19 protein-coding genes are annotated in these 16,368 nt (G+C 41.3%); 7 read left to right on the forward strand and 12 right to left on the reverse strand.

Annotation, left to right across the window (positions count from 1 at the left end):
* The first annotated feature begins 149 nt into the window (after positions 1–149).
* Entirely contained in the window at positions 150–704 is a 555-nt protein-coding gene (locus tag AB685_RS17500; RefSeq protein WP_047971889.1) for a nitroreductase, read from the forward strand.
* A 282-nt stretch (positions 705–986) separates the two neighbouring features.
* On the opposite strand, the gene AB685_RS17505 is transcribed toward AB685_RS17500, so the two are convergent.
* The 8 genes from AB685_RS17505 to AB685_RS17540 form a co-directional block, all read right to left on the reverse strand.
* Entirely contained in the window at positions 987–2,147 is a 1,161-nt protein-coding gene (locus AB685_RS17505; protein WP_047971890.1) for an MFS transporter, read from the reverse strand.
* Between the two features lie 13 nt (positions 2,148–2,160).
* Positions 2,161–2,904 (reverse strand): ABC transporter ATP-binding protein, encoded by a 744-nt coding sequence (locus AB685_RS17510; RefSeq protein WP_047971891.1) that lies wholly within the window; start codon positions 2,902–2,904, stop codon positions 2,161–2,163.
* 28 nt (positions 2,905–2,932) lie between these two features.
* Positions 2,933–3,736: an ABC transporter ATP-binding protein gene (locus AB685_RS17515; protein WP_047971892.1), complete on the reverse strand. Its 804-nt coding sequence runs from the start codon at positions 3,734–3,736 to the stop codon at positions 2,933–2,935.
* Positions 3,733–4,632, reverse strand: coding sequence for a nickel/cobalt ABC transporter permease (gene opp1C / locus AB685_RS17520; protein ID WP_047971893.1), 900 nt, complete (start codon positions 4,630–4,632; stop codon positions 3,733–3,735). The genes AB685_RS17515 and opp1C overlap by 4 nt, the downstream gene beginning before the upstream one ends.
* Positions 4,633–5,565, reverse strand: coding sequence for a nickel/cobalt ABC transporter permease (opp1B, locus tag AB685_RS17525; protein ID WP_047971894.1), 933 nt, complete (start codon positions 5,563–5,565; stop codon positions 4,633–4,635).
* A gap of 239 nt (positions 5,566–5,804) precedes the next feature.
* Positions 5,805–7,403, reverse strand: a complete 1,599-nt coding sequence (gene nikA / locus AB685_RS17530) for a nickel ABC transporter substrate-binding protein (RefSeq protein WP_047971895.1) — start codon at positions 7,401–7,403, stop codon at positions 5,805–5,807.
* Positions 7,404–7,803: 400 nt separating this feature from the next.
* Complete coding sequence (locus tag AB685_RS17535) at positions 7,804–8,346, reverse strand: hypothetical protein (protein ID WP_053073872.1); 543 nt, start codon at positions 8,344–8,346, stop codon at positions 7,804–7,806.
* A 153-nt stretch (positions 8,347–8,499) separates the two neighbouring features.
* A complete protein-coding gene (locus AB685_RS17540; RefSeq protein ID WP_047971896.1) occupies positions 8,500–9,354 on the reverse strand; it encodes a dimethylarginine dimethylaminohydrolase family protein in 855 nt (284 codons plus the stop codon).
* A gap of 130 nt (positions 9,355–9,484) precedes the next feature.
* Here AB685_RS17540 and AB685_RS17545 point away from each other — a divergent pair, with 130 nt between their 5' ends.
* The 6 genes from AB685_RS17545 (at position 9,485) to AB685_RS17570 (ending at position 14,256) form a co-directional block, all read left to right on the forward strand.
* Entirely contained in the window at positions 9,485–10,027 is a 543-nt protein-coding gene (locus AB685_RS17545; protein WP_241773335.1) for a DUF3231 family protein, read from the forward strand.
* Between the two features lie 20 nt (positions 10,028–10,047).
* Complete coding sequence (locus AB685_RS17550) at positions 10,048–10,296, forward strand: hypothetical protein (RefSeq protein ID WP_047971897.1); 249 nt, start codon at positions 10,048–10,050, stop codon at positions 10,294–10,296.
* A gap of 102 nt (positions 10,297–10,398) precedes the next feature.
* Positions 10,399–11,028, forward strand: coding sequence for a LysE family transporter (locus AB685_RS17555; protein WP_047971898.1), 630 nt, complete (start codon positions 10,399–10,401; stop codon positions 11,026–11,028).
* A gap of 147 nt (positions 11,029–11,175) precedes the next feature.
* Complete coding sequence (gvpU, locus tag AB685_RS17560) at positions 11,176–11,589, forward strand: gas vesicle accessory protein GvpU (protein ID WP_047971899.1); 414 nt, start codon at positions 11,176–11,178, stop codon at positions 11,587–11,589.
* A 94-nt stretch (positions 11,590–11,683) separates the two neighbouring features.
* Positions 11,684–12,868: an MFS transporter gene (locus AB685_RS17565; RefSeq protein ID WP_241773340.1), complete on the forward strand. Its 1,185-nt coding sequence runs from the start codon at positions 11,684–11,686 to the stop codon at positions 12,866–12,868.
* Positions 12,869–12,888: 20 nt separating this feature from the next.
* Complete coding sequence (locus AB685_RS17570) at positions 12,889–14,256, forward strand: amino acid permease (RefSeq protein WP_047971900.1); 1,368 nt, start codon at positions 12,889–12,891, stop codon at positions 14,254–14,256.
* 79 nt (positions 14,257–14,335) lie between these two features.
* Here AB685_RS17570 and AB685_RS17575 read toward each other — a convergent pair whose 3' ends face one another.
* The 4 genes from AB685_RS17575 to AB685_RS17585 all read right to left on the reverse strand — a co-directional run bounded on the left by AB685_RS17575 (position 14,336) and on the right by AB685_RS17585 (position 16,367).
* The gene (locus tag AB685_RS17575) at positions 14,336–15,196 is read right to left on the reverse strand and encodes a S16 family serine protease (protein ID WP_047971901.1); all 861 of its coding nucleotides are present in this window, start codon (positions 15,194–15,196) and stop codon (positions 14,336–14,338) included.
* A 64-nt stretch (positions 15,197–15,260) separates the two neighbouring features.
* Positions 15,261–15,473: a hypothetical protein gene (locus tag AB685_RS17580; RefSeq protein ID WP_047971902.1), complete on the reverse strand. Its 213-nt coding sequence runs from the start codon at positions 15,471–15,473 to the stop codon at positions 15,261–15,263.
* A 24-nt stretch (positions 15,474–15,497) separates the two neighbouring features.
* Positions 15,498–15,632, reverse strand: a complete 135-nt coding sequence (locus tag AB685_RS32405) for a hypothetical protein (RefSeq protein ID WP_277814296.1) — start codon at positions 15,630–15,632, stop codon at positions 15,498–15,500.
* Positions 15,633–16,028: 396 nt separating this feature from the next.
* On the reverse strand, positions 16,029–16,367 hold the full coding sequence (locus AB685_RS17585; RefSeq protein WP_053073873.1) for a hypothetical protein: 339 nt from the start codon (positions 16,365–16,367) through the stop codon (positions 16,029–16,031).
* Between the last annotated feature and the right edge of the window lies 1 nt (position 16,368).

Genomic DNA, 16,368 nt, shown 5'->3' on the forward strand with positions numbered 1-16,368 from the left:
AGGGGCTAGGGACCTGTCTCCATGACACCTTTTTTCCAAGCGACCATAGATATGGAATTAATAGAAGATATATATTACAATGTAATTGAGAATGATAATCAAATTCATATATACTGTTAACACGAAGAATTAAAAAAGGGGACAATCTCATGGAAAATAATAAATCAACCTTAGCTCACATCATTCGAGAGCGACGTTCAATAAAAGCTGGATACACCGACAAGGAAGTGACACAGGAAACCGTTCTAGAACTACTGGATGATGCAGTCTGGGCACCAAACCATGGCCTACGGGAGCCTTGGCGGTTTATTTTTGTATCTTCATGTGAAAAGGACGGCTTTGTGGAAAAACTGGTTAAGACGTTTCCGCCAGAGATGCAGGAAAACAGAAGGAATTACTTTCGTCAACCGGCAGCCTACTTAATCGTGGTGATGGAAGAAGACCCAAGACAAAAGCAATGGGAAGAGAACTTTGGGGCGGTCAGCTCGCTTATTCAAAATTTCCAGCTGCTTGCCTGGGAACAAAAGCTCGGCGTTGTCTGGAAAACGAATCCGCATATTTACGATCCAAAAGTTCACAAGATTTTAGGTGTACAGCCAGGAGAGAAAATTGCCGGGTTCCTTCATATGGGGTACTTTGAACAAGTGCCACCAATGGGAGAGCGGACTTCAGCAGAAAAAAAGCTGACTTTTTTTAAAAACTAGAGTCAACAAAGTGGGTCGGGGTGCCTGTCCGAAGCTACTGAAAAATTCTTTGATTTTAGGCTCTGCTAAAACACCGCTGTTGATTTCCGCAAAAGACTTCGCTTTCCGCGGGGCGACCTTGAGCCTCCTCGGGCTATGCCCTGCGGGGTCTCAAGATTGTCGCTACTCCCCCGCTGGAGTCTACGTCTTTTGCTTCAATCCACAGCTAGAAACCATCAAATACTATAAGATACCCAGCTTTTAAGTGGCCTCTGCCTGTCCCTCTGACCCACCGCTGACTTGCTACTTTCGGTATGCCACTACCACCATTATTACTCCTAATATTGAACAGACCAGGTACACGATTGAGTAGGAAGTCAAATCTGCAACCGGCCCCATGATGGCACCCCCCATGGAAACACCTAGGTCGGCAGAGGCGATAAAGAGGCCTAATAATACATTACGGCTGGCCTTTGGAAGGATCAGGCTCAGGTAAGTCGTTAATGATGGATAGAGCAACGCTTGCGCTACCCCAACTGCTATTGCGCCAAAATAGAAGAATACCGCACCACCTTCTATGGCATAGCTGATACTTAACGTCCCAATGACGAGAAGCAGCATGGTACTCATCATAAAGGAAGAATGCCATTTGCCTTCCGAAGGTATCTTTTTACGTAATGTAAAGCGTGATAGGACAACCGTTGTGGCCATCAACATAAGAAAGATCCCTGCATTTCCATTTGGAACTTGCATGGAATAAAGCGGAATGAAGATGGTCGTTGCTCCAAAAACAATTGATCCAAAGAGCATCAATGTGCAGCTTCTAGAAAGATCTGGATTGGTAACGATTTGACGAAAGGCTGTACCCATTCGCATCTGTTCCGCTTCGTGCCGAGATGTTGTTGCAGCCTCCTTCCCACTTACCTTTGCTGTAAAACCAATCACTCCTGTTACAACGGCCAGAGTGACCATGACAATACCGAATGCTCCCATTCCCTCCTGCCAAATACCAAGTGCCAAGAGCGGACCTACGATACCCGGGATATAGGAAAAAAGGGAATACAATGATATTCCTTGTGAGCGATCTTTTTCAGGAAGTGCATCCATGATTCCGATTTGCAGCGCCATGGAAAAGAAGGCCGTGCAAATCCCTTGCAGGATCCTGGCAAATGCATAGCCACCCAGTCCTGTGACGGCATATAAGACCAAGGCTATTCCATTTAGAATCAAAATTGTCCGCAAGATAGGAATAGGGCCATACTTAGCAATCAGGTGACCTGCCCATGGCCTTAGGAACATCGTGGTGAATAAATACGCTCCCATGATGAGCCCTATTGTCGTGTTGGTTGCTCCGAGTGCCTTTCCTTGCAGTGGGATGATGACGTTTAAGATTGCATTAGCACTGAAGTAGAAGAGCACCAAGATATATAGCCGCATAAAGGGCCAGGATAATGCTCCTTTCATTCGTCTCTCTCCTCTATATCGTTAGTAACGAGTGTAATAGTTTTTTTGCATAGTCTGTTTGAACCTTGCCTAAATCTTGTGTATTTACCGTTTCTTCAATTTGACCGTCCTTGAAAATAATCATCCTGTCGCATAGATAGGCCGCTGCTTGGATGTCATGGGTGATGAATATATAACTCATATTGTAGGTGCGTTTTAACTCTTTCAGTAAATCCAACACTTGTACTTGGACAGAAACATCCAACGAACTGATGGCTTCATCGAATAGAATACAAGCAGGCTCTGTTGCAATTGCCCTAGCAATACAGACACGTTGTACTTCGCCACCTGATAACTCATGTGGATACCTTTTCAAATAGCTACCAGGAAGGTCAACCTTCTTGAGCAGCTCGATCAGCCTCTCTTCTCCCCTATCTTTCCTGCCTAAAATCTGTAGCGGCTCAAGAATTGCTTCTTTTACGGTAAAGAAAGGATTGATAGAAGATTTATAGTCTTGAAAGACGGCACTGATTTTTCCAAGCCTCGCTTTCCTTAAATAAGTCGGCAACTCTTTGAAAGTAACACTGCCACTGTCTGGCTTTTCCACTCCAAGAATCATCCGGCCAAGCGTAGATTTCCCGCTCCCGCTTTCTCCGATGATGCCAAGGCACTCTCCAGCCCTACATTCCAGCGTGACTTTGTTTAAGACTTTTTGTTTTTCCTTAGAAAAGAACCCGCCTTTTTTATAGGACTTTTCTACATCTCTAACTAGTAACAACTTGATCCCCCCATAATCTTTTTGTCAATCATTGAGAAAAGAGTCTTTTAAAGTGATTACTTAAAGAAAGTCTCGTTGCCACCAGGTAATTCGTGTATGGATGATTAGCATCATTGAAAATTTGCTGGGTGGTCCCGCTTTCCACAATTTCTCCATCCTTCATGACGATTACATCCTCTGCTATTCTTTGAACCACGCCTAAATCATGAGAAATAAAGATCATGGAGGATCCTAAACGTTCGCGCAGCTTTCTGAACTCCTCGACCACTTCGTATTGAGAAATGGTATCTAAAGCAGTAGTCGGTTCATCCGCAATTATAAGGTCCGGTTCCAATACAATGGCCAATGCAATCATGACGCGCTGCAGCATTCCTCCGGAGAGTTGATGCGGGTATTTCGCAAGCAGGTCTGACGGATTTTTTATCATCACTCGCTCAAGGGCAGGAATTATTTTCGCATCTGCCTGGGACTTGGTTAAACCTAAATGTGTAGCAAGTGTTTCTCTGAGATGGACACCTATGACACTAGTAGGATTAAACGCACTCATCCCATTTTGCATAATCATGCAGAAACTCTTTCCTCTTCTTTTTCTCATTTCCTTTTCTGAAAGACGGGTCAGTTCCTCCCCTTTAAATAAGACACTTCCCTTTTGCTGAAGGGTTGGCTTATTTAGGCGCATGACCGCTTTGCTTGTTACCGATTTTCCGCTCCCGCTCTCCCCTACAATGGCCAGGCAGCTTCCTTCTTTTACAGAAAATGTGCTTCCTTTCACAAGAAGCTTCCCTGAAATGGAGTCTTGCACCTGTAAGTTATGTACCTCTAATAGATTCATTGGTAGTTGGCCACCCCTTTTCCTTGCAAGCTAGCTTTCGGTTGCTTCCATCCGAATCGTTTTTTCTTCGTCTGGACTAGTTTGGGATCTAAAGCAACTTGAAGGGAGTCGGATAAGAAATTGAATGCCATGACAACAAGCACGATTGCAATCCCAGGGGCTAGCATCATCTCCGGTCTGATAAACATGACTTCCCTTGCTTCGTTCAACATCATTCCCCACTCTGCATGAGGTGCTTGAATACCTAAGCCTAAAAAAGAGAAACCAGAGATCTGCAGAATCATAGAGCCGATAGAACTACTTGCAACGACCGTAATATCTGCAAATGTTACCGGTAAGATATGTTTCCGGAGAATCCGTCCATTTCCGCTTCCTGAAACTTTGGCAAACTGAATATAATCAAGCTCTACATACTGCATGACAGATGTCCGGATTACCCTTGCAAACCAAGCCCACTTGATCAAGGCAAAAGCAATTAAGATATTCTCCAATCCCACGCCAAGAATACCAATGACAGCAAGCGCCATCACATATCCTGGAAAAGAAAGCATCATATCACACAGCCTCATAATGACCATATCTACTTTCCCTCTAAAATAACCGGCCAAAAAGCCTAAGATTCCACCAATTAAAACGGAGACAAAGAGAACAGCCAATACCCATAAAACACTCGGTCTAATTCCAAAGATAATTCTGGAGAGGATGCATCTCCCCAAGTGATCATTCCCTAGCCAATGGGAAAAAGATGGCGAAGCATAGCGTAAAGCCATATTCACTTCATTTGGATCATAAGGAGCAAACACCGGAGCAAAAATCCCCGCAATCAGCATCACTATAATGAAAAAGAAGGACACACATCCCACTATATCTTTTCGTAAATTACGCCAGATCCTCATTTATAGCTCCTTTCTGAGCTTTGGATTCATTGCTACATTCACAACATCTGAGAGAGTATTGAATACAACAAAGAATGCAGCTACTATCAGTACATAAGCCTGAATAATTGGAAAATCCCTCCCTAGGATTGCCTTGATGCTAAGGCTTCCTAAACCAGGCCATGCGAAGACATTCTCAACCACCACCGTGCTCCCGAGGATGATGGGAATCGCCATCCCAAAAATAGATATCGTAACCTGGAGGGAATTTTTCAACACATGCAACAGAACTTTGCCTTCTGAAAGCCCAGAAGCTCTTGCGTATAACACATAATCCTCATTCATATTGGAAAGCATGGATGAGCGGACGTTTCTGAAATATAACCCTGCATAACTGATGGTGATCACCAAAACAGGGAGAACATAACTCTGAAAGCCATCCATACCGCTAGTCGGAAGTAAATCCAATTTAACAGATATGTACCAAACCAAAATAGAAGCTAACAAATAAGAAGGCATCGCTGTTAGAAAAAACATCGAACCACGAATGGACTTATCGACCCATTTCCCCTCTTTAAACGCACATAATACTCCTAAAAGAACGGACGACACCATAATAGTGATGGACGAGACAAAGGTCAGTTTTAACGTATTTATAAAAGCCGGCCCAAGCAACGTCCACACTGGGAGGCCATTCACATAGGAATCCCCGAAATCAAGCTTAAAGCAGGACAACAGCCATTGAACGTACTGCACCAGTAAGGGTTGATCCAAACCAAAATCCTTTCTCGTTTGCTCCAAAAGCTCCCCTGTGATCTCCGGAACCTCCTGCGCCTGTAGAATTAATTTGGCAGGATCATGTGGTGAGAGGTGCACAAGCACAAATGTTAAAAACGATACGACGAAAAGCAAGGGAACTGCGATTAACAGCTTTTTAATCAAGTATCTTATCATGCGTTTCACTCCTTTTAAAATAAGGCTCTGTTAAACGCCGCTGTTGATTTCCGCAATAGGCTCGCTTTCCGCGGGGCGACCTTGAGCGGGCTTTGCCCTGTGGGGTCTCAAGATTGTCGCTACTCCCCCGCAGGAGTCTACGCCTTTTTCTCCAATCAACAGCTAGAAACCAACTCATTATCAACAGTCAACTTTAATAAAGCCTTTTCAAAAAAAAAGAAGGGATTTCTCCCCTCTTCTTATTTAAACTTCATTCCTTCAAAAGGTAATTCAAATTGTGTTTGTTTGAAGGTGACACCTTCTAAATTCTTTGGTGCAACCACTGTCACACTTCCATTAGAAATAGGAATGAAAACAGCCTCTTCATGGACCATCGTCAAAATATCTGCATACAATTGTTGTCTCGTGTCTTCATCTGTAGAAATCATTACTTCTTCAATTTTTTTGTAGAGTTCTTCTGCTTGAGCCATCCCTTTCGTAGTATGTAAATAGGAAGCCTCTGAGGTGAAGGCAGCGATTGTACTTTGTGGGTCGTATGCTAATCCCCATGTTTGGTTAAATAACAGATCATACTCCCCAGTTGCACGCCTATTTGCGATAGAAGTGGACTCTTCTCCCACAATATTAAGGCGGATCCCAGCATCCTTCACCAATGCCTGAATGTATTCTGCTTGTCGCTTTTGCGAAGACGAATTGCTGTCATAGTAAAAAGCCATTTCCAACGGCTTGCCGTCTTTTACTCGAATTCCATCATTAGCTGCTTTCCAGCCTGCCTCTTCTAACAGTTCCTTTGCCTTTTCTACATCGTATTCGCGCTTTTCTAATGGAATATCTGCATAGTTTACGTTAGATGAAAATAAGGTATCTGCCACTGATTCCGTTCCATTCAACAGATCTATTACAATGGTTTCCTTATCGATAGCGTGCCAAATAGCCTCCCGGACAGCCTTCTCATTTATCGGATTGTCTTCTCTGCTGCTATTTGCGACAATCATTTTCGTGTTCATCGGCTCACTTCTGATAATCTGATAATCACTGGATGAGACCAACTGCTCCATCGTTTCCACGTCTAAACTATCTGCACCACGGTCATCTGTGAATGCAAAGTTCACTTCCCCTTTTTGCAACGCTAAAAAGGTGGTCTCATCAGCAGGAAGCACCTTGGAGGTTATTTTCTTAATTGTTGGTGCGCCACCCCAGTAAGCATCATTTGCCTCGAACGTCGCATATTCATCTGTTTTTTGGTCCTTTAATATGTAAGGGCCTGTGCCATTGTAACCATTAACCCCGTTCTTGGTTCCTCCATCTTTAAAATCGTTTGGCGACAAGAACACATAAGGTCTTGTCATGGACAACTCTACTAATGTTGGATAATATGTTTCGGATAATACCAATTCAACTACATACTCATCTACCAGATTTACTTCCTTAATTTTCGTGGATAGCTTAATCCAAGCATGCTTTTCTGCATTTGCTTGAACAGCATCCATATTTTTCTTCACCGCTTCTGCATTAAACGGCTCCCCATCGTGAAACGTGACATCTTCTCTCAAGTGGAAAGTGTAGACTTTTCCGTCCTCTGAGATCTCCCAGGATTCTGCAAGCAATGGCTTGATTCCTTCTTTCGTGTTTTCTACAAGAGACTCATACACCATCCCTTGTGCGGACATCGACCCCGTATAAAAATGAGGGTTCATATCATTGATATCCTTGGATGAAGCATAAATCAGTTCATCGGTTTGTTTTTCTTTTGTGCTTGAACTAGTCCCATCAGAGCAACCACTTATAATTAATAAAATTGTTATTGCCAACGATAGTAACTTTGCGTTCTTTAACATTATGCATCTTCCTCTCTTTTATAACGTAACAATTACGATTTAAAAATTATGGTAAATCAAAATGATTACGTTTTATCTAACAGAATTATAGCATGCTGTTTAATTCTGTCAATGAGGGTGGGTCGTGGGGACAGGCACCTTGGCCCACAGATTATGGTGATTTTCTTAATTTCTTATAAAAAAGTATCTTTAGGAGACCTTCTAAGAAACCCAAACGACGCTTTCCCTACCATAGGGAAAGCGTTGTAAATAGTGATATCCTTTTGTAATTAAACATGATAGAAAAGCATGAAGTATTTTGTTGATTTTAATTTTGTTGATTTCAAAAGAGGAATAATGTAGGATGTGGGATTTCGGGTGCATTATTCAATTAAAAATTTAGCCTTTTGGAGACGAAACTCTAGTTGTTACTTTTACTTTTCATAATAAAAATCTCTTTTTCAAGCCTGTTTACCTTAGTGTCAATGAAGTCGACATCGTTCATCCTCGATTCATTTGTTAATTCAAATTGGCCTCCTATACCGTCAAGCTTTGCGTCAACAATATTAAACCGTGCGTCAACCGCATCAAATCGATCGTCAACAATACTAAACCGTGCGTCAACCGCATCAAATCGATCGTCAACAATACTAAACCGTGCGTCAACCGCATCAAATCGATCGTCAACAATACTAAACCGTGCGTCAACCGCATCAAATCGATCGTCAACAATACTAAACCGTGCGTCAACCGCATCAAATCGATCGTCAACAGTATTAAAACGCTCATGCATCTCTGTCTTCATATCATCCATTTGGGACTTCATACCATCCATTCGGAACTTCATACCTGTCATTTCTGACCTTAAGCTGGTTGTTTCCAATTTTAAGTCATTCACGTCTCCTCTCATGCCTTTAACTTCCGAGTCCAGACCGATCAGCAGCTCCAGAATTTGCTTTTCCATGTTATCACCTCCGCTTCTCATTATAAAGGTTAAGAGGAATATTATCATTATTTATACGAAGAATTCATTTTCCATTTTGGGGAAGCGGGTGTCACAGAGATCCACTATTTGAAGTGGGACGGGGTGCCTGTCCCTGCAACACCAGTTCCTCCTCTACCCACGCAAAATAGGCAAAGTACAACAGCGAAAAGAGCCTCCTGATTTTATTATTTCAATGATGTCGACTTCGATTACTTCAAAGCCTCTCTTCCTGAGCTCTTCGTTAACTTTCGGGTTTACTGGCAAGCTGAAGATTTTTTTATTCCCAATACTGAGTACGTTTGTGCCAAGTGTGAACTGTTCATCTTCTGTTACTTCGATTAGTTCGAATCTGGATGAGAGGATGTCTAGTTCTTTTTGTGTAAATGCTTCCGGATAGTAAAGCGCTTCTGATGGTGAGATGATATTGAACACACAATCCAGGTGTAAGTACTTTTCCTTGAATGGCACCTTAACGACTTCATAATGCGGCATAATGCTTTGTAGGTGTTCGATTGCCTTCTCGTTCGTCCGGTTGCTCAGTCCAACATACACGCTTTCTCCATTGATGATGACGTCCCCGCCCTCAATCATATCGCCTTTTAAATTTAAATAAGAGATTTCCTGCTGTTCCAACATGCCTTTTAGGACTTCTTCTTCCCCTTGTCTTATTTTATTGGCCATTTCCGCAACAAATAGAATGTTTCCAAGGGTAAAGCCTATATCTCGTGTGAAAACTTGCTCTGGGAACATTTTGATTGCAGGTAGGAGAATAACTTCCACTCCATGCTCCTCCAATGTATCGACGAATTTTTTATGCTGAGCCATTGCTAATTCAATATGAATTCCCTCATTCTTAAACTTCTTCTGTGTTTCATTGATAACTTCCCGGATTGTCATATACTCCGGTTTGCACAGGATAACCTTGCGTAACACATCATACTCACTACTTGCATGCGGTCGCATCGGGCTTTTTGAAAATAACGACATTGATAAACCCCCATCACTCAATTGATTTTTTTATTGTTACCAAATGGGCTCGAATAAATGATACTCAGTGTGTAGATTTATATTTTTTTGCACAAACTATATGAGCAAATCCTTAATAAAGGAGCCTCACATGAATCTTGGAAAAATAGGGAGTGTTATTATGGGAATTTTAGACGGAAATCCTCAAAATGAACCTTTACATTATGGGGAAGTATTTAGTATGTGGTCCAATTTAGTAGCAAATCATGGATCTATCGCAGCATCACAAACGTTTGTGAATCATACTGGTGATGAAGATCTCAGAAAAATGGTAGAGGAAGGCATTGAAGGTTTAAAAGAAGAGAACAAACAAATTGAACAAGTCCTTAAGGCAAATGGCATCGGATTACCTCCTGTACCACCAGAACGGCCAACAGCAAACTTGGAAGAAATTCCAGTCGGAGCAAGGTTTAGTGATCCAGAAATTTGTGCGACATTGTCTAAAAACACAGGTGAGGCCCTAGTGGCATGCAGTCAAGTTATTGCACAATGCGTTCGTGAGGATATTGCCTTGATGTATGGTCAATTTCATATGACAAAAGCACAATTCGGCGCAAAACTTCTAAAATTGAACAAAAGTAAAGGCTGGCTTATTCCCCCACCTTTACATCTAAATGGTCCTGAACACAAGTAAGTAAAAATAGGAGTAACTATATGAGCATTGAACATAATGAAAAGTTAACAAAAGCTATAAAAAAAGCCGATAAGTCAGTTTATGCCACACAGTTAGAGAGCAATAGTGATAATCTCGGCTATTCACAACAGGCAATTGAGATAGTTGAACAAGAGTTGAAAGAAGCAAAAGAAAATCACACTTCTTCATTAGAAGAACAACGTGCAAATGATATGCTTAGACTCTTAAAAGAAACACAAGCAGCTGTGAATGTCATACGAAATGACTAAATGCGGAGTCCCAGAGATGGGGCTCTTTTTTTTTCGGAAATAGTGGTACAACCCCCAAATGGTGAATAGAATGTGTAAGGAGATAATGGGGAGGGTAACAAAATGAATTCCATTTTCACTTACATATTCTTAGGGGTATCACTTGCAGCACCTATCGGACCGGTCAATGCTGCGCAGTTGGATAAAGGATTGCGACTTGGATTCGGACATGCCTGGATATTTGGGGTGGGGGCACTTGTCGCTGATATTTGCTATATGTTGCTTGTTTATATGGGGATGATTCATTTTATTGAGCAGCCGCTGATGAAAGCATTTCTCTGGCTTTTTGGCTTTTTTGTGCTCACCTATACAGGAATAGAAAGTTTAGTAAAAAGCGGGAAATCAAGCTTTGTGGAAGGATCACGCGGGAAGACGACATTGCTACGATCATGGACTTCCGGTTTCCTGCTTTCCATCTCTAACCCGCTTACCATTCTTTTTTGGCTTGGTATTTATGGTTCCGTTTTAGCAAAAACAGCTTCCTCTTTTTCCAGTAGTCAATTGGCTATTTATAGTGCGGCTATCATCTGTGGAATTTTATTATGGGATGTGTTCATGGCTACGATCTCCAGCTTAGCGAGGAATCTATTAGCGACCAATTTTCTTGTGGTAATTTCTATAATTTCGTCCTTATCGATGATTGGTTTTGGTATTTATTTTGGGGTGCAGGCATTTATATTGTTGTTTATGTAAACCACTATCCCCATCATCCTCCTCCCAAAATCCTTCCCCCTTTTATGACTTGATTTGCACAAACTTCCAGAATAACCTCACCCTCTTTACCTATACTAACTATGTACGTGACAAAATGGATGAAGAAATAAAAAGTGAGGGGTTAACTTGGCGAAAAAAGAGGAAAATGTATCCACCGATGATGCAGTGTTGCAAATGCTCCTTGATCTGACTGATAAGGATGGTGTGGAGATAGGGCTTACGTTAAATATGAATGGGACAGTGGTAGCAGGGACGCTTATCGGTCCACACACTTATTATGAAGGAATAATTATGTCAGCAGATCATGTAGAAAATAGTACACTCTCTCATGTCCTACATAAGAAATTCACTGACCTTAAAGAGGCGTACATTAGTGAAAAACAAGAGGAAGAAGAGAAAAAAAAGCAGGATATGATCGCTACATTTATTCATTTAAAAGATGCTGTGTACATCTCTGGGAACACGCAAGCCCCTTTCACGAGTCACGCATGGTGGCGTGGAAGGATTGATTCGATTGATGGATTTTCATTTAAACTTTAGCCGTGACAAATTTTAAAATCAGAGACAAGGTGTTGGAGGGGTAGAGTTGAAACACAAGAAAATGGCACAAGTCAGCGCTTGGTGCATAATAAGCATGGCTTCCATCCCTCTTATTATGACACTGGGCAATTCCATGCTCATACCTGTTTTACCATTGCTCGAAAAAGAATTGGACATCTCCTCCTTCCAATCCAGTATGATCATTACTTCTTACTCCGTTTCTTCTATTTTCTTAATACCTATCGCAGGATATCTATCCGATCGTTTCGGCAGGAAGATGGTCATATTGCCCAGTTTACTCCTGGCCCTTATTGGAGGGTTGATTTCCGGATTTGCTTCCTGGAAGATAGAAGATCCTTACACATGGATCATTATCGGACGAATCATTCAAGGTGTCGGAGCAGCGGGGGCAACCCCCATTATTTTGCCGCTAGTTGGAGACTTGTATCAGGATGACAATGAGAAGACAAGTTCTTGTTTGGGTATTATTGAGACATCTAATACGTTTGGGAAGGTTCTTAGTCCCATTTTAGGTTCGCTCTTGGCTGCTATACTATGGTACCTACCATTCTTTTCTATATCATTTTTCAGTCTGATCTCCATCCTCCTAGTACTCATTTTTATCAAAGTGCCTAAGAAAAAAGAAAAACCTCTAGGATTGAAGATATTTATCCAGAACACAAGAAAGATACTTCACAAAGAGGGAAAATGGCTTTATACCACTTTCGTTATCGGCATATACGCCATGCTAATCCTATTTGGCCTATTATTTTATTTATCGGACATACTTGAAAAAACCCATGACCTGCACGGCGTAAAAAAAGGGCTATACTTAGCAATCCCTTTATTTACCCTGTGTGTGTCGTCCTTTATCACAGGAAAGGTGATCAAAGGGAATATTGAATTAATGAGAAAAATCCTATTAATTTCCCTTGGGGTCATAGGCATTACTATTGTCTTTGTTGGATATCTGAATGACAAAATTTTCTTGTTGCTTACGATTTCCAGCTTCATCGGAATTAGCATTGGGGCTATGCTGCCCACGCTTGATGCTTTGATCACTGAAAATGTAGAAAAGGAAGAGAAAGGGACGATTACATCCTTTTATAGCTCTTCTCGGTTCATCGGGGTAGCCGCGGGTCCCCCGATTATGTCTGTCGTAATGAAAAATAATCTCTTAGTAAGCCTTTATTTTTCAGGTGCTCTGGCAATCATTATCGGAGTCCTAGTCTTTATTTTCATTCAAAATGTAAAGCCAAAAAAAAGCACGCTCTGGTAGCTGGTTAAAAGGAGAGTCATATGTCAAAAGCCACTTGCAGTTCCAAACAAACAACGGGTGATTTAGCCTGGTGGCAATTATCACTAATAGGAATCGGATGCACAATCGGCATCGGCTTTTTCTTGGGATCTTCTCTAGGAATCAAACTTGCTGGAGCTTCCATTATCGTTTCCTTTTTGATAGGCGCCGCTGGAACCTATATCGTGTATAGCAGATTAGCCAAAATGACCATCCAAGATCCACAGGAAGGCTCCTTTTGCTATTACGCGGGTAAAGCATTTGGCAGATGGGCTGGTTTTAGTTGCGGCTGGAATTACTGGTGTTCCAACATACTAATCATGGGTAGTCAGCTGACTGCCCTTGGTTTGTTATCTCAATTCTGGTTTCCCGATGTGCCGCTTTGGATTTTTTCAGCCGGATATGCAATTTTGTCATTCTTAGTTGTAATGTTAGGGACAAAAGGATTCGATAAAATGGAAGACCTTTTTGCCATCATCAAGGTAGCAGCAATCTTGATGTTCATTGTCATAGCCTTGGGTATATATTTTGGCTGGATTAAAGGAGATGGCGGTGGCGGGAGTGGGTCAAGTCCAGGGAACTTTCCTAACACCATCAAGGAGTGGATGCCGCTGGGGTTCAAGGGGTTGTGGTCTTCGCTTATTTATGCCTTCTACGCGTACGGAGGCATTGAAGTAATTGGACTGATGGCCATGCAACTGAAAAAGAAGGAAGATACGCTGAAGGCTGGAAGTATCATGATGGGGCTATTAATGATCCTTTATGTAGGTTCCCTTGGGCTCGCTGTTAGCCTTGCTACCTTTGAAAAGTTTAACGAAAAAGAGAGCCCTTTTGTGACCGCCCTAACCAATTACGACCTTTCCTTCTTTCCACACGTATTCAACGGGGCCATCATCATTGCCGGTTTCTCCACCATGACCGCAGCACTGTTTGGAGTAACCACCTTGTTGGTCACATTAGCTAAGGACGGAGACGCTCCAAAACTTTTTCAGAAAAAATTAAAATTTAAGGAGCTGCCACTTCCCTCCCTATTACTCGGTGTGGGGGGATTAGCAGCTTCAGTCGCCTGCGCATTCGTGTTGCCTGGGAAGGTGTTCGAATACATCACCACAGCTGCAGGATTGTTATTGTTATATAACTGGCTTTTCATCTTGCTGTCTTCCTTTCGGTTGGAGAAGAAAGGAAAGATATTGTCTGTTCTAGGGCTTCTCCTTCTGCTATTAGCAATAAGCGGAACCCTCTTGGAGAAGACCGTTCGGAATGGCTTCTTTATCAGCATCCTATTCGTATGCTTGATTGGGATCGTGACATTGATAATGCAGAGGAAGTGGAAGAAGGGTGGGGGGAAGAAGAAGTTGAAGTATAGTTGAGGGGGTTGAGGGGACAGGCACCTCGACCCGGTAACTATCCCGTTTTACTAATTGGGTTACGTCGCCTGTCCCTAAAGCTCTACTCTTCATGCCAAATCTCAATAACCGCAAGCGCTTCCTCTACACTTTTCACCCCTGCAATTTTCACATTAAGTTTAAAATCTTCCTTTGCTTTCAATGCCTCTTTTAAATTCCCATAAGGGACAATGACATGGGTGTGCCCATCTCTGGCAGCAGTTTGGACTTTTCCATTTATGGATTCTACATTTTTTACTTTACCGTTTTTGTTGATGGCGCCTGTTACCCCTATAGAAAGTTCATTAGTCCCTTTCCCCTCATGTAAAATGGATGACAACACTAATGCCAGCCCAGCACTACTGCCATTGATGTCCTCTCTATTTAAAAATCCCTCAATTTCAGAGTTAGTGTCTTCTAAATAATGATAAACATTTTTCCTCATATCTTCCACATGACTCTTCTTTACATGTAAAAGTTCAAAAATAAATTCATTTTTACTCCGATAGCGAATTATATTGTTTGCAGCAATATCTTCATACAAATCTGCTTTATTGTAAAAAGTTATCGTTGCTCCCTTTTCCAACTCTACACTTCCAATTCCCAAAACATAAATCCCAGTGTTAGGTACGATTTCTTCTGATGGTTGATAAAAAGTAACAATTGACTCTTTCTCATCAAGAACAAATGTTGAAAACTCATAATTAAAAAGGATAAAAGACAATAAAGCGGAAAATATAAATGAACGTCGCAATGCTTTTATGTTTAAGGAAACAAAAATAAACACTACGTTAGTTACCAGTAGCAACAGCAATAATAATGCAAAATCCATCCCCGTGAGATAATCAAACAAATATAAGTATAAAAAAGTAGAATAAATAAAAGTCGTACCAACAAACGGTTTCAAAATACTTGGCTTATCCAATTTAATATCCCCTTTTGACGATGATATGTCATATTTAATCAAAGAGGTAATCCGTCGCTCAATTTTATATGTTATTACTTTTATTTCTATGCTTAATTATCCGCTCACTGATATATCCCAGCAGTAACCCAACTACAATAGGTAGAAGTGCAATCTCTGTAGATGAAGGGGACCATTTAAAAATAAGAAAATCAATATCAGCAAAAAATCCAATCAAATACAACAAAATCATGGATCCAAAGGCGATTGATAACGGTATCCAAAATGACTTTCCCACTTTTCCAGCCCTCCATTCCTCATTTCATTTCCGCTTGTTATTCTCTTTTAACAGTTCTATAATCTGTTCATTTTGACTTTCGATGTTCCTTAACGATTTTTCAATTGCCATGGATGAAACGAAAATCACAATTAATATGCCGATTCCAACAAGTAACATTCTTATAGCTCCTATTCCTTAATTAGAAACATACATATTAAGTACCTTCTTTTCATAGCTAGCACTTAAACCTAATGCAACGTATTCTTAATCTTTTTTTGCTTTTTGACATATCCTTCTATGATGTATCTCCATTCAGCCCTATATCTCTAATACGAAACAAACTGGAAAAATGTTTCAATATTCAAAAACAAATACTTACAAAGAAAACCAGTAAGGCACTCTTTCTTACCTTACTGGTTGGAAGCATGCCGCCTTTTTCTCAAAGGACTCATGCACGTTATCACCCATTAAACTTCTCTGCCTTCTTACCTGCATAAAAACCCTACCCTCACCATCGCAATTGCCACAGCCGACACTAATCATTTCCTTCTCTCCCTCTTCTTGCAAATTGCGTTAGTCTTGGAAGGTACTCAACGACAAATAATCAGTCTGAGATATGACATCCACTTCTTCCCCATCCTTATGATATACAGTCAGGCTTCCCATTACCTCTTTGACCTCCCAACCCCATAACCGGATGATGGCTTGATACCTTAAAGGTAAGCCATTTTCCTCTGAAGCTGGCCCCCAATGATATTCTTCGAGGGTTCCGTTGCTGGAGGTCAATTCCGCGTACTTTGGCACAGGAAACCCTTTAAATGTTTCCGATTCTTCAAACGATAAAAAGAAAATGAACAGAACTGCAACTATCCCTACTGCAGTAGCTATGCCAAAAAGTTTCTCTTTATTCATC

The organism is Bacillus sp. LL01, assembly GCF_001037965.1.

What these genes read in the sequence shown, in the direction of transcription:
- AB685_RS17500 (WP_047971889.1), top strand. Translation starts at nt 150, where the DNA reads ATGGAAAATAATAAATCAACCTTAGCTCACATCATTCGAGAGCGACGT.
- AB685_RS17505 (WP_047971890.1), bottom strand. Translation starts at nt 2,147, where the DNA reads ATGAAAGGAGCATTATCCTGGCCCTTTATGCGGCTATATATCTTGGTG.
- AB685_RS17515 (WP_047971892.1), bottom strand. Translation starts at nt 3,736, where the DNA reads ATGAATCTATTAGAGGTACATAACTTACAGGTGCAAGACTCCATTTCA.
- opp1C (WP_047971893.1), bottom strand. Translation starts at nt 4,632, where the DNA reads ATGAGGATCTGGCGTAATTTACGAAAAGATATAGTGGGATGTGTGTCC.
- opp1B (WP_047971894.1), bottom strand. Translation starts at nt 5,565, where the DNA reads ATGATAAGATACTTGATTAAAAAGCTGTTAATCGCAGTTCCCTTGCTT.
- nikA (WP_047971895.1), bottom strand. Translation starts at nt 7,403, where the DNA reads ATGTTAAAGAACGCAAAGTTACTATCGTTGGCAATAACAATTTTATTA.
- AB685_RS17535 (WP_053073872.1), bottom strand. Translation starts at nt 8,346, where the DNA reads ATGGAAAAGCAAATTCTGGAGCTGCTGATCGGTCTGGACTCGGAAGTT.
- AB685_RS17540 (WP_047971896.1), bottom strand. Translation starts at nt 9,354, where the DNA reads ATGTCGTTATTTTCAAAAAGCCCGATGCGACCGCATGCAAGTAGTGAG.
- AB685_RS17545 (WP_241773335.1), top strand. Translation starts at nt 9,485, where the DNA reads ATGAATCTTGGAAAAATAGGGAGTGTTATTATGGGAATTTTAGACGGA.
- AB685_RS17550 (WP_047971897.1), top strand. Translation starts at nt 10,048, where the DNA reads ATGAGCATTGAACATAATGAAAAGTTAACAAAAGCTATAAAAAAAGCC.
- AB685_RS17555 (WP_047971898.1), top strand. Translation starts at nt 10,399, where the DNA reads ATGAATTCCATTTTCACTTACATATTCTTAGGGGTATCACTTGCAGCA.
- AB685_RS17565 (WP_241773340.1), top strand. Translation starts at nt 11,684, where the DNA reads ATGGCTTCCATCCCTCTTATTATGACACTGGGCAATTCCATGCTCATA.
- AB685_RS17570 (WP_047971900.1), top strand. Translation starts at nt 12,889, where the DNA reads ATGTCAAAAGCCACTTGCAGTTCCAAACAAACAACGGGTGATTTAGCC.
- AB685_RS32405 (WP_277814296.1), bottom strand. Translation starts at nt 15,632, where the DNA reads ATGTTACTTGTTGGAATCGGCATATTAATTGTGATTTTCGTTTCATCC.
- AB685_RS17585 (WP_053073873.1), bottom strand. Translation starts at nt 16,367, where the DNA reads ATGAATAAAGAGAAACTTTTTGGCATAGCTACTGCAGTAGGGATAGTT.